Annotated in this window: 6 protein-coding genes and 3 rRNA genes; 8 read left to right on the top strand and 1 reads right to left on the bottom strand. The window is 63.2% G+C overall.

All coding sequences use genetic code 11. From position 1 onward, the window contains the following. The first annotated feature begins 8 nt into the window (after positions 1-8). Together QE388_RS16950 and QE388_RS16945 are read left to right on the top strand one after the other, a co-directional pair. A complete protein-coding gene (locus tag QE388_RS16950) occupies positions 9-1,997 on the top strand; it encodes a DEAD/DEAH box helicase (RefSeq protein ID WP_307386638.1) in 1,989 nt (662 codons plus the stop codon). Next, complete coding sequence (locus QE388_RS16945; RefSeq protein ID WP_307386636.1) at positions 1,985-2,896, top strand: hypothetical protein; 912 nt, start codon at positions 1,985-1,987, stop codon at positions 2,894-2,896. Before QE388_RS16950 ends, QE388_RS16945 begins: the two co-directional genes overlap by 13 nt. A 3-nt stretch (positions 2,897-2,899) precedes the next feature. On the opposite strand, the gene QE388_RS16940 is transcribed toward QE388_RS16945, so the two are convergent. Beyond that, positions 2,900-3,892 carry a lytic transglycosylase domain-containing protein gene (locus QE388_RS16940; RefSeq protein WP_307386634.1) on the bottom strand — a complete coding sequence of 331 codons (993 nt, stop codon included), beginning with the start codon at positions 3,890-3,892 and terminating at the stop codon, positions 2,900-2,902. Positions 3,893-4,293: 401 nt separating this feature from the next. On the opposite strand from QE388_RS16940, the gene rpsA reads away from it, so the two are divergent. The 6 genes from rpsA to QE388_RS16910 all read left to right on the top strand — a co-directional run bounded on the left by rpsA (position 4,294) and on the right by QE388_RS16910 (position 13,221). Further along, a complete protein-coding gene (gene rpsA, locus QE388_RS16935; protein WP_115920676.1) occupies positions 4,294-5,748 on the top strand; it encodes a 30S ribosomal protein S1 in 1,455 nt (484 codons plus the stop codon). Positions 5,749-5,849: 101 nt separating this feature from the next. After that, positions 5,850-6,023 carry a hypothetical protein gene (locus QE388_RS16930; RefSeq protein WP_307386632.1) on the top strand — a complete coding sequence of 58 codons (174 nt, stop codon included), beginning with the start codon at positions 5,850-5,852 and terminating at the stop codon, positions 6,021-6,023. Positions 6,024-6,592: 569 nt separating this feature from the next. Continuing rightward, positions 6,593-8,114 (top strand): 16S ribosomal RNA (locus QE388_RS16925). Positions 8,115-8,537: 423 nt separating this feature from the next. Then, a 23S ribosomal RNA gene (locus tag QE388_RS16920) occupies positions 8,538-11,647 on the top strand. A 102-nt stretch (positions 11,648-11,749) separates the two neighbouring features. Further along, positions 11,750-11,866, top strand: a 5S ribosomal RNA gene (gene rrf / locus QE388_RS16915). The 16S, 23S and 5S rRNA genes sit together here, the layout of an rRNA operon. A 140-nt stretch (positions 11,867-12,006) precedes the next feature. Further along, the gene (locus QE388_RS16910; protein ID WP_307386630.1) at positions 12,007-13,221 is read left to right on the top strand and encodes an MFS transporter; all 1,215 of its coding nucleotides are present in this window, start codon (positions 12,007-12,009) and stop codon (positions 13,219-13,221) included. Positions 13,222-13,312 lie beyond the last annotated feature (91 nt).

Below are 13,312 nucleotides of genomic sequence, written 5' to 3'. Positions count from 1 at the left end.
CTGTCCCGGTGCGACCCGATCCTGCACGCCCGCTCGCGGGGTGGACCTTCGACGGAACGCTTCGTGCCTACCAGGCGGCGGCGTTGCGGCGGGTCGATGTCGACGCGGGGGAGCCGCTGCACCTCGTCGCACCGCCCGGGTCCGGCAAGACCCTCGTGGGGCTGCTGCTGGCAGCCCGACGGGGCAAGAAGACGGTGGTCTTCGCGCCGACGCTCGCGATCAGAGACCAATGGGTCACGGCGGCGCGAGCGCTCGCGCACGACGACGCGGCGGTCTCGGGCGATCCGACCGCTCCGGCCGACCTCACCGCGCTGACCTACCAGTCGATCAGCGTGCTCGACTCCGTTTCGCCGTTCGCGGGTCTTGCGCGGGGCAGGTGGCTCGAGGAGCTCGAGGCTGACGACCGGTCGCCCGATGCCGCGACAGCCTGGCTCGACGCGCTGGCCGAGAGCAATCCCGTCGCGTACCGGCGAGGCATCCGCGCCCGTGCCCGAGCCGTCCGCCGGACGCTGTCGCGACAGGATGCCACCGTCCTCGCCGCTGCGCTCCACCCCAACGCGCGCGACCTCATCGATCGCCTCGTGGCAGAAGGCGTCGAGACGATCGTGCTCGACGAGTGCCACCATCTCCTCGACCATTGGGCGCTCGTCGTCGCAGCCCTGATCGCGCGGCTCCGGGCCGCGGGCCGCGAGCCGTTGGTCATCGGTCTGACCGCGACTCTGCCGACTCCCGACGACGCCGACGAGTACGACAATTACCTCTCCCTGCTCGGCGAGGTCGATCTCGAGGTGCCCGTGCCGGCGGTGGTTCGCGAGGGCGACCTCGCCCCGTATCGCGAGCTCATCCACGTCGTCGAGCCCACCGCGGAGGAGCGGCTGTTCCTGAGCGCCCACGCCGAGGCTCTCGAGGTCGCCCTGCGCACGAGCTTCGCCGTCGGTTCCGGACGCGCGAGTCTGCTCGGCATCCTGCAACCGGCGGTCGGCGGCGCGGGCGCCGATGACATCGATGGCGGGCTCGCTGCGGCGTTCGCCGCTGATTTCGCGGGTGCCGAGGCGGCCGCCGCGATGCTCTTCCTCGTCGCCCCGGACGACCCGGTGACGGCGCACCTGCCGGAGTTCGCGCGTCGCCCGCCGACCACCGATGAGACGCTGCGTCTCCTCGGCCGTTTCGCCCTCGACCAGGTGCTTCCCGACCCCGCTCGCACGCAGGAATGGCAGCGTCTGCGTGCGCTCCTCGCCGACTTCGGGTACGCCCTCACCGACAAGGGTGTGCGTCGCACGCGCGATCCCATCGACTCGGTTCTGACGTCGTCGCTCGCCAAGGACCAGGGGGCGTGCGACATCATCGCCGCCGAGCGTGACGTCATGGGCGAGCGTCTCTGCGCTCTCGTCGTGACGGACTTCGCGCGACACGGCAACGTGCACGGTGGCCTGCTCGGCGCCGCGGGAGCCGTCCGGACCTTCTCGGTGCTGGTGACCGACGCCGCCACCGCAGCGCTTCCGGCGATGCTCGTGACCTCGTCCACCGTGCGCCTCTCGCGCCGCCACGCGCCCGCTGTCCTGCCCGCTCTCGTCTCCGAGCTCGGCGTCGAGGTGACGGCGGTCCCCGTGGACGACGATCCGTCCGTGCTGGAGGTGCGTGGCATCGCCGGGGCGGGCATCGTCAGCGCCGCGGCCCGGCTCCTCGACGCGGGAAGGCTCCAGGTCGTCGTCGGAACGCGCGGGCTGTTCGGCGAGGGCTGGGACTGCCCCCGCGTGAACACCCTCGTCGACCTCACCGCCGCAGCCGGCGACGCCGCCATGCAGCAGCTGCGCGGCCGCACCCTGCGCCTCGACCCGTCGTGGGCCGAGAAGACCGCGCACAACTGGACGGTGACCGCGCTCATCCCGATCGATCTGGCCGTTGAGGCGCAACCGGATGCCACCCGTCTCCGCCGCAAGCACGCCCGACTCTGGGGGATCGACGTCGACGACCCTCGCGGGTGGTGCGCGGTCTGAGTGCCGCTCTCGGCCACGCTCAACGACGAGCACTCACGGACGTCCAAGCGAAGATCCCGGGAGCCTCGCCGGGGGCGATCGGCAGCCTTCGCGCGATTCCGTCGCGCGCCGAGACCCGTGAGCTCTGGCGAATCGGCGAGCCCTACGACGACGTCGAGGAAGAGACGTTCGTCGTCGAGCACCGTCCGGACGCCCCGCTGTTCCCGACCTCGGTGTCGGCGACGCGTGCCACTGCGACGGCGCTGCTCGGCACGCTCGGGCTGACGGGCGCGGCGGTGTCCGGGGCGATCGCGTTCGTCCCCGAGGCGGCACCCCCGTTCGTCGGCGCTGCGCTTCTGGCCGGCACCCTCGCTGCGCTCCCTCTGGGTGTCGCGTGGCGACAGGGACGACGTCGCGTCCGCGACGCCGGCGCGACCCTGCAACGGATGGCCGAGGTGCTGTGGGAGGCGTTGGGTGACGCCGGTCGTGTCCGCGCCGCGTCCGGCACGCCTCGGGTCGACCCGGCTGATCCTCTCACCGCGGTTCAGCGGCTCGACGTTACGGTTGCGCACGCCGATTCCGCCGACCGCGCGGTGTTCGGACAGGCGCTCCTCGAGCTGTGCGCGCCGGTGCGCGCACCGCGGTTCGTGCTCGAAATCGATCGCGGCGGACGGTCGGCGCCGGTCCGCGCGGCTCTCCGACTCACCGGGGCGGTTCGCCCGCGTCGATTCCTCTCGGTGCCCGCGGACATCGGGCGCCGTCGCGAGACCGCTCACCGCTTCGCGCAGGAATGGCAGCGCCGCATCGGCCCGGCGATCCTGCACGAAGTCGGGCTCTCGGCGGAAGACCCCGTGATCAGCGAAGCGCGCCGCGCCGGAGCGTTCTCCGGAGCGGCGCGCTCGATGGTGCGGTGGAGCTGAGGCTCAGTACCAGCCGGTCGACTGCGAGTGGTCCCAGGCGCCGCACGGGCTGCCGTATCGACCCGAGATATACCCGAGACCCCAGGCGATCTGGGTGCCGGCGTTGGTCTGCCAGTCGGCACCGGCAGAGCTCATCTTGCTTCCGGGGAGAGCCTGCGGGATGCCATAGGCACCGCTTCCGGCGTTGTAGGCCTGGTAGTTCCAGCCCGACTCGCGGCTCCAGAGCGAGACGAGGCACGAGAACTGGTCGTCGCCCCAGCCGAAGCCGGACAGCATGCCGCGCGCGGTGGCCTGCGCGCCCGCCGGGCTGTTGTCTCCCGAGCCGCCGCCCGACGACGGTGCGGGCGTCCAGTCGCCGCCGCCGGAAGAGCTGCCCGACGAGGTGTTCGCGGCCGCCTCGGCGTCTGCCTTCGCCTGGGCGGCCGCTGCCGCCTCGGCCTCCTGGCGCGCCTTCTCCGCGGCCTCTTCCTCCTGCTTCTTCGCGATCGCCGCGTCCAGGCTGCCGCGAAGCGCACTGACGCGCTGGTCGACGGCCGTCGCCTCAGCCCTCACATCACCGGTCACGCCGGGGAGGAAGGTCGACGGCAGCACCTGCGCCGCGGTCAGGTGATCCGCGGCCGCCTGGAGCGCGGAGGTGTCGACGGTGGCGGGCTGACCGATGTCCAGTCCGGATGCCGCGATGTCGTTCTGGACCGTCGTCGCCGCTTGCAGCGAGGCTGCGGCGGTCTGCTCGGCGGCTCGAGCGTCTGCGCGATCGGGGTCGGACGTCGTGCCGGGCGCGACAGGTGCGCTGTAGGAGGCGAGCTGCATGCTCGAGGCCGAGAGGAGGGAGGATCCCGCGTTGGCCTGAGCGAGGGGAGCGGTCCCCGTGAGGGTCACCGTCGCCGCGAGTCCCAGAGCCACGACACCGGCGGTGATCGCGGGGCGGCGAGTGGAGCGGCGGGCCGCCAGTCGGCGGGCACGGCGGTTGTGTGTGGGCGTCGAATCAGAACTCATAAAACCGGTTTCGTATCGCGAGGACGGCGGAAAACAGCACGTCCTGCCCGTGATCGACGGGCACGGAACGGGGAGCCTGGCACGGCAGTCTGGACGCAAGCTGGGCGAGAACACCCCGACGGGCCCCGTTCGAGAGGCCATATCGATCCGACCGCGCGGCCCGCGGGCCGCGGTCTCGTCGGTATCCGGGGCCGCGGATGCGTTAGGCTTGAGTGTCACTCGTCTGGCTATCCCGCACCGCGGGTGTGAGCGGGTGGCATCGCACGAAACAATCCGCTTCGCTTCGGCTCGTGGTTCTCGTTCGCCCTCCAGCGAGTGGTGCCCGGCCGGTCCGGCCTCATCCGGGGCTGTCCCGCAGGAGCCGAAGCCCGACACCAAACCCACCTAGGACAACCCACTACATGACTACCGCAACGACCGCCCCGGCTACCAAGCAGGTCGCGATCAACGACATCGGCTCCGCCGAAGACTTCTTGGCCGCGGTCGAGAAGACCCTCAAGTTCTTCAACGACGGCGACCTCATCGAGGGCACCGTGGTGAAGATCGACCGCGACGAGGTCCTCCTCGACGTCGGTTACAAGACCGAGGGTGTCATCCCCTCCCGCGAGCTTTCGATCAAGCACGACGTCGACCCCAACGAGGTCGTCAACGTCGGCGATCACGTCGAGGCCCTCGTTCTCCAGAAGGAGGACAAGGAAGGTCGCCTCATCCTGTCCAAGAAGCGTGCGCAGTACGAGCGCGCGTGGGGCGACGTCGAGAAGATCAAGGAGAACGACGGTGTCGTCACCGGCTCCGTGATCGAGGTCGTCAAGGGCGGGCTCATCGTCGACATCGGCCTCCGCGGCTTCCTCCCGGCCTCGCTCATCGAGCTGCGCCGTGTTCGCGACCTCACGCCGTACCTCGGCCAGGAGATCGAGGCGAAGATCCTCGAGCTCGACAAGAACCGCAACAACGTCGTTCTGTCGCGCCGCGCCCTGCTCGAGCAGACGCAGTCCGAGTCGCGCACCACGTTCCTCAACAACCTCCACAAGGGCCAGGTCCGCAAGGGCACGGTTTCGTCGATCGTCAACTTCGGTGCGTTCGTCGACCTGGGCGGCGTGGACGGTCTCGTGCACGTCTCCGAGCTCTCCTGGAAGCACATCGAGCACGCCTCCGAGGTCGTCGAGGTGGGCCAGGAGGTCACCGTCGAGATCCTCGAGGTCGACCTCGACCGTGAGCGCGTGTCGCTCTCGCTCAAGGCCACCCAGGAAGACCCGTGGCAGGTGTTCGCCCGTACCCACGCGATCGGTCAGATCGCTCCGGGCAAGGTCACCAAGCTCGTTCCGTTCGGTGCCTTCGTCCGCGTGGCGGATGGCATCGAGGGCCTCGTGCACATCTCCGAGCTGTCCGGCAAGCACGTCGAGCTCGCCGAGCAGGTCGTGTCGGTCGGCGAAGAGGTCTTCGTCAAGATCATCGACATCGACCTCGAGCGTCGTCGCATCTCGCTGTCGCTGAAGCAGGCCAACGAGTCTGTCGACCCCAACGGCACCGAGTTCGACCCGGCGCTGTACGGCATGGCCACCGAGTACGACGAGCGTGGCGAGTACAAGTACCCCGAGGGCTTCGACCCCGAGTCGGGTGCGTGGCTCGAGGGCTTCGACACCCAGCGCGAGGCGTGGGAGCAGGAGTACGCCGCTGCCCAGGGTCGCTGGGAGGCCCACAAGGCTGCCGTCGCCAAGGCCCTTGAGGCCGAGGCGGCCAACCCGACGGACGCCGGTTCGTTCGGTGGCTCGTTCTCGTCGGAGTCTCCCGCTCAGGGCACCCTCGCCGACGACGAGTCGCTGGCGGCGCTTCGCGAGAAGCTCTCCGGTCGCTGATCGGTTCCTCATCGAAGGCCGGTACCCCTCGGGGTGCCGGCCTTCGGTCGTTCCCGCGCAACCCCTGGTCATCCCCGTGGCCGTCGGGGGAGGATCGTCGCATGGCAAATCGACTTCCGCTCCTGATCACCCTCGCCGGCGTGGCCGTGCTGTTCCTGTCCATCGCGTTCGTCTTCGCTCTGGTCCTCGGGGCCATGTTCTTCGGTGGCATCGAGTTCACGGGCGGACATTCGGATGCCATCGCCTCGATCGTGCCGATCCCTTCGCGAATCTGACCGCCGGAGGCCACAGGAGCTCCACTCGGGTCCGATCGGCGTAGATCCGCGGTTTTCCGCGGTTTCGGAGGTGCGACACGCCCGGGCGGTGGTGTGGATTGGACGAGAGGGCGGGATCCGCGTAACTTATTACTTGTTCGCCCCACAGGGGAGAGCGGAGCGGCCGAAAGGCCCCGCGTCTTCTCAAGCGGAGAACAACCCAAAACCCCAACCTGATGGTGTAAGGTTTTGGTTCTGGTCTTCGACCGGGTCTCACGACGTTGATCTCTTAGATAGGTCCCACTGTGAGAGCCATAAGGTTCGAATGATCCAATATAGAAGTGAACTGCCTCACGGGTAGGTCGAGAGATCGTTTCTGTGGGTGCGTCCGTTCCTTGAGAACTCAACAGCGTGCACTTGTCAAATGCCAATTTATTCCTCGTCGGTCCGTTTTTCGGATTGCGAGAAATTCCTTTGGATCAAAGTCCAACCCTTTGGGGTTGGCATCTGGATAGTCAGTTTTGACTTCCTGTTTGGTCAGATTGAACTCGCTTGTCCCGACCTTATTCCGGTTGGGTGGGCATTTTTCTTTTACGGAGAGTTTGATCCTGGCTCAGGATGAACGCTGGCGGCGTGCTTAACACATGCAAGTCGAACGGTGAAGCCAAGCTTGCTTGGTGGATCAGTGGCGAACGGGTGAGTAACACGTGAGCAACCTGCCCTGGACTCTGGGATAAGCGCTGGAAACGGCGTCTAATACTGGATATGAGACGTGATCGCATGGTCGTGTTTGGAAAGATTTTTCGGTCTGGGATGGGCTCGCGGCCTATCAGCTTGTTGGTGAGGTAATGGCTCACCAAGGCGTCGACGGGTAGCCGGCCTGAGAGGGTGACCGGCCACACTGGGACTGAGACACGGCCCAGACTCCTACGGGAGGCAGCAGTGGGGAATATTGCACAATGGGCGGAAGCCTGATGCAGCAACGCCGCGTGAGGGATGACGGCCTTCGGGTTGTAAACCTCTTTTAGCAGGGAAGAAGCGAAAGTGACGGTACCTGCAGAAAAAGCGCCGGCTAACTACGTGCCAGCAGCCGCGGTAATACGTAGGGCGCAAGCGTTATCCGGAATTATTGGGCGTAAAGAGCTCGTAGGCGGTTTGTCGCGTCTGCTGTGAAATCCCGAGGCTCAACCTCGGGCCTGCAGTGGGTACGGGCAGACTAGAGTGCGGTAGGGGAGATTGGAATTCCTGGTGTAGCGGTGGAATGCGCAGATATCAGGAGGAACACCGATGGCGAAGGCAGATCTCTGGGCCGTAACTGACGCTGAGGAGCGAAAGGGTGGGGAGCAAACAGGCTTAGATACCCTGGTAGTCCACCCCGTAAACGTTGGGAACTAGTTGTGGGGACCATTCCACGGTTTCCGTGACGCAGCTAACGCATTAAGTTCCCCGCCTGGGGAGTACGGCCGCAAGGCTAAAACTCAAAGGAATTGACGGGGACCCGCACAAGCGGCGGAGCATGCGGATTAATTCGATGCAACGCGAAGAACCTTACCAAGGCTTGACATATACGAGAACGGGCCAGAAATGGTCAACTCTTTGGACACTCGTAAACAGGTGGTGCATGGTTGTCGTCAGCTCGTGTCGTGAGATGTTGGGTTAAGTCCCGCAACGAGCGCAACCCTCGTTCTATGTTGCCAGCACGTAATGGTGGGAACTCATGGGATACTGCCGGGGTCAACTCGGAGGAAGGTGGGGATGACGTCAAATCATCATGCCCCTTATGTCTTGGGCTTCACGCATGCTACAATGGCCGGTACAAAGGGCTGCAATACCGTAAGGTGGAGCGAATCCCAAAAAGCCGGTCCCAGTTCGGATTGAGGTCTGCAACTCGACCTCATGAAGTCGGAGTCGCTAGTAATCGCAGATCAGCAACGCTGCGGTGAATACGTTCCCGGGTCTTGTACACACCGCCCGTCAAGTCATGAAAGTCGGTAACACCTGAAGCCGGTGGCCCAACCCTTGTGGAGGGAGCCGTCGAAGGTGGGATCGGTAATTAGGACTAAGTCGTAACAAGGTAGCCGTACCGGAAGGTGCGGCTGGATCACCTCCTTTCTAAGGAGCATCTGGCACGGATGGCCTTCGGGTTGTTGGTGTCCAGGCGCCGGATCAGACCGAATGTGTCTGCCGGTTAGCTCATGGGTGGAACATTTGATGAGGTGTCAGGGACGAAGGTTCCGGGTTTAGTACGTGGCTTGCCACTGGAACGGTTCGGGTTGGAGTGTCTGATACATGCACGCTGTTGGGTCCTGAGGGGCCGGGCGCTGATCGCGCTAGTCGTGTGGCTGGTGGTGGTTGGTGGCTGTTTCCTTGAGGGCCTGTCTCGGTGCCGGTGTTCCGGTGGCTGGGGTGGGTACCGCCCGTACTTTGAGAACTACACAGTGGACGCGAGCATCTTCCATGCAACTCTTCGGGGTTGTGTGGTGTAGATGATCTTAAAGATCATTAGTCAATTTTTTGACGATTCAACTCATGTGATTTCAAGTCTTTAAGAGCAAACGGTGGATGCCTTGGCATCTGGAGCCGAAGAAGGACGTAGCAATCTGCGATAAGCCTCGGGGAACTGATAAGCGAGTTTTGATCCGAGGGTGTCCGAATGGGGAAACCCCGCCAGGGCGCGTGCGTACCTGGTGACTCCCGCCTGAATATATAGGGCGGGTAGAGGGAACGTGGGGAAGTGAAACATCTCAGTACCCACAGGAAGAGAAAGCAACAGCGATTCCGTGAGTAGTGGCGAGCGAAACCGGAAGAGGCTAAACCTAGCGTGTGTGATAGCCGGCAGGCGTTGCATGTTGGGGGTTGTGGGACTTTTCTGATTGTTCTGCCGAGCAGTCGACGTGACAAGAGGGTATAGACGAACGGTTTTGAATGGCCGGTCATAGAGGGTGCGAACCCCGTAGTCGAAATGCCTGTTCTTGGCGTGAAGAGTATCCCAAGTAGCACGGGGCCCGAGAAATCCCGTGTGAATCTGTCAGGACCACCTGATAAGCCTAAATACTCCCAGATGACCGATAGCGGACAAGTACCGTGAGGGAAAGGTGAAAAGTACCCCGGGAGGGGAGTGAAATAGTACCTGAAACCGTTTGCTTACAAACCGTTGGAGCCTCCTTAGTAGGGGTGACAGCGTGCCTTTTGAAGAATGAGCCTGCGAGTTAGCGATACGTGGCGAGGTTAACCCGTGTGGGGTAGCCGTAGCGAAAGCGAGTCTGAATAGGGCGATTCAGTCGCGTGTCCTAGACCCGAAGCGAAGTGATCTATCCATGGCCAGGTTGAAGCGACGGTAAGACGTCGTGGAGGACCGAACCCACTTAGGTTGAAAACTGAGGGGATGAGCTGTGGATAGGGGTGAAAGGCCAATCAAACTTCGTGATAGCTGGTTCTCTCCGAAATGCATTTAGGTGCAGCGTTGCGTGTTTCTTGCCGGAGGTAGAGCTACTGGATGGCCGATGGGCCCTACAAGGTTACTGACGTCAGCCAAACTCCGAATGCCGGTAAGTGAGAGCGCAGCAGTGAGACTGTGGGGGATAAGCTTCATAGTCGAGAGGGAAACAACCCAGACCACCAACTAAGGTCCCTAAGCGCGTGCTAAGTGGGAAAGGATGTGGAGTTGCTTTGACAACCAGGAGGTTGGCTTAGAAGCAGCCACCCTTGAAAGAGTGCGTAATAGCTCACTGGTCAAGTGATTCCGCGCCGACAATGTAACGGGGCTCAAGCACGCCACCGAAGTTGTGGCATTGACATTTTTGGTAGGCCTTCGTGGTCCAGCCGTGTTGATGGGTAGGAGAGCGTCGTGTGGCGAGTGAAGCGGCGGGGTGACCCAGCCGTGGACGCTACACGAGTGAGAATGCAGGCATGAGTAGCGAAAGACGTGTGAGAAACACGTCCTCCGAAAGACCAAGGGTTCCAGGGTCAAGCTAATCTTCCCTGGGTAAGTCGGGACCTAAGGCGAGGCCGACAGGCGTAGTCGATGGACAACGGGTTGATATTCCCGTACCGGCGAAGAACCGCCCAAGCTAATCCAGTGGTGCTAAGAGTCCTAGCTCAGAATGTTTCGGATCCCTTCGGGGTGATGATCGTCTGTGTGAACGCTCGACCCCATGCTGGTGCGGCTAGCGTATTAACAGGTGTGACGCAGGAAGGTAGCCCAAGCCAGGCGATGGTTGTCCTGGTGCAAGTGCGTAGGCCGACTCTTAGGCAAATCCGGGAGTCATTCAGGCTGAGACACGATGCGGATAAAAAGTGGGTGATCCTATGCTGCCGAGAAAAGCATCGACGCGAGGTTCTAGCTGCCCGTACCCCAAACCGACTCAGGTGGTCAGGTAGAGAATACCAAGGAGATCGAGAGAATCGTGGTTAAGGAACTCGGCAAAATGCCCCCGTAACTTCGGGAGAAGGGGGGCCATCCACTTATTAGGACTTGCTCCGAAAGGGTGTGGTGGCCGCAGAGACTAGTGGGTAGCGACTGTTTACTAAAAACACAGGTCCGTGCCAAGTCGCAAGACGATGTATACGGACTGACGCCTGCCCGGTGCTGGAAGGTTAAGAGGACCGGTTAGCCGCAAGGCGAAGCTGAGAATTTAAGCCCCAGTAAACGGCGGTGGTAACTATAACCATCCTAAGGTAGCGAAATTCCTTGTCGGGTAAGTTCCGACCTGCACGAATGGCGTAACGACTTCCCAACTGTCTCAACCGCGAACTCGGCGAAATTGCATTACGAGTAAAGATGCTCGTTACGCGCAGCAGGACGGAAAGACCCCGTGACCTTTACTACAGCTTGGTATTGGTGTTCGGTGTGGCTTGTGTAGGATAGGTGGGAGACGTTGAAGCATTCACGCCAGTGAGTGTGGAGTCATTGTTGAAATACCACTCTGGTCACTCTGGATATCTAACTTAGGACCGTGATCCGGTTCAGGGACAGTGCCTGGTGGGTAGTTTAACTGGGGCGGTTGCCTCCCAAAATGTAACGGAGGCGCCCAAAGGTTCCCTCAACCTGGTTGGCAATCAGGTGGCGAGTGTAAGTGCACAAGGGAGCTTGACTGTGAGACTGACAGGTCGAGCAGGGACGAAAGTCGGGACTAGTGATCCGGCAGTGGCTTGTGGAAGCGCTGTCGCTCAACGGATAAAAGGTACCTCGGGGATAACAGGCTGATCTTGCCCAAGAGTCCATATCGACGGCATGGTTTGGCACCTCGATGTCGGCTCGTCGCATCCTGGGGCTGGAGTAGGTCCCAAGGGTTGGGCTGTTCGCCCATTAAAGCGGTACGCGAGCTGGGTTTAGAACGTCGTGAGACAGTTCGGTCCCTATCCGCTGCGCGCGTAGGAAGTTTGAGAGGATCTGACCCTAGTACGAGAGGACCGGGTTGGACGAACCTCTGGTGTGTCAGTTGTTCCGCCAGGAGCACCGCTGATTAGCTACGTTCGGGATGGATAACCGCTGAAAGCATCTAAGCGGGAAGCCGGCCTCAAGATGAGACTTCCATACCTTCGGGTGAGAGGCTCCCAGCCAGACTACTGGGTTGATAGGCCGGATGTGGAAGCGTAGTAATACGTGAAGCTGACCGGTACTAATAAGCCGATGACTTGATAACACACCGTTTTTGGTGCTTGCGTCCACTGAGTGGTTCTCGATGTACGGTCGGGAACACAACAATGAAAGTAATCGTTGTTGGTTTTTGAAACATCAATAGTGTTTCGGCGGCCATAGCGAGAGGGAAACGCCCGGTCACATTCCGAACCCGGAAGCTAAGCCTCTCAGCGCCGATGGTACTGCAGGGGGGACCCTGTGGGAGAGTAGGACACCGCCGGACTTCTTCTAACGAAATGGCCACCCAAAGCTGGGTGGCCATTTCGCATTTACGGGCACATGCCACGAGCGCCGACGCGCTCTCCGGTGACGGAGACCGCGTCGGCGCTTCGTCGTTCCCGGGGGGTGACTAGGGTCGAAGACGTGAGCGACTTTTCCGGCCATCAGCCCGGCAGTCGTGAGTATCGACGGCTCCTCCTGGGCCTGTTCTTCGGCGGCGTGGCCACCTTCGCGCAGCTCTACGCGACGCAGTCGGTTCTACCGGCGATCGCTCAAGATGTCGAGTCTGGTCCCGCCGGCGCCGCGCTGACCGTTTCGGCCGCGACGCTGGGACTTGCCGTCGCGGTCATCCCGTGGTCACTGGTCGCTGATCGAGTAGGTCGAGTTCCGGTCATGGCCCTCGGGCTCGTTGCGGCGACCGTTCTCGGGGCTGCGACCCCCTTCGCCCCATCGCTCGACGTTCTTCTCGCCATACGCGTCCTCGAGGGTGCGGCCCTGGGGGCTGTGCCGGCGGTGGCCCTCGCCTACTTGAGCGAGGAGGTTTCTGCTCGACACGTCGCGGCAGCAGCGGGGTCATACATCGCGGGGACGACGGTCGGTGGCCTCTCAGGCCGGATCGTGGCGGGATGGATCGGCGAACTCGCGGGATGGCGGTGGGGGGTGGCATCCATTGTCCTTTTCTGCGCGGGGGCGGCGGTCGTCTTCGTGACTCTGGTGCCGAAGGCGCGGGGGTTCGTACCGGGGCGGATGCGGTCGGAGAGGGGGCCGTCCGTGCGTCGGCGCATCGGGCTCAATCTGCGGTCTCGCGCGCAGCTCGCTCTCTACGCGCAGGGCTTTCTGCTGATGGGAGCTTTCGTCGCCGTCTACAACTACCTCGGCTTTCGGCTCTCCGAGCCGCCGTTCGACATCGCTCCGAGTCTCGTGACGCTGCTCTTCCTCGCGTACCTGGCGGGGACGGTGTCGTCTCCTCGTGCCGGGATGTTGGCGGTCCGACTCGGCCGTCTGCCGGTGCTGCTCGGCAGCATCGGTGTCATGGCGGCCGGGGCGGCGGTGATGTTTCTGCCGGTGGTGCCGGCGGTCATCGTCGGCCTGGTGGCATTCACCGCGGGCTTCTTCGGCGCGCACGCCGTGGCATCCGGATGGACACCCGTCGCGGCTGACCCGGGGGCTCGCGCGCAAGCGTCGTCGCTCTACTACCTCGGCTACTACGCCGGATCGAGTCTGTTCGGGTGGGTCCTGGGAGTGGTCTTCTCCGGAGCCGGATGGGCGATGTTCCTCGCCGTGGTTCTGGTGATGTGCGCGATCGCGGCGGGCGTCGCGGCTCTCACCCTCCGGGCCCACGCGACCGGCACGCGATGAAGAGAGAACACGAAACTTTGGCGTGACGCCGGTTCGAGGTCAATGCCCACGTCCGATCTCGGCGTGACCGACTAGCGTCGGATGTGACGTG

The organism is Microbacterium sp. SORGH_AS_0969 (assembly GCF_030818255.1).
Lineage (GTDB): Bacteria > Actinomycetota > Actinomycetes > Actinomycetales > Microbacteriaceae > Microbacterium.
The sequence above is the reverse complement of the archived record's forward strand: the minus strand, read 5'-3'. Positions and strand labels throughout refer to the sequence as shown.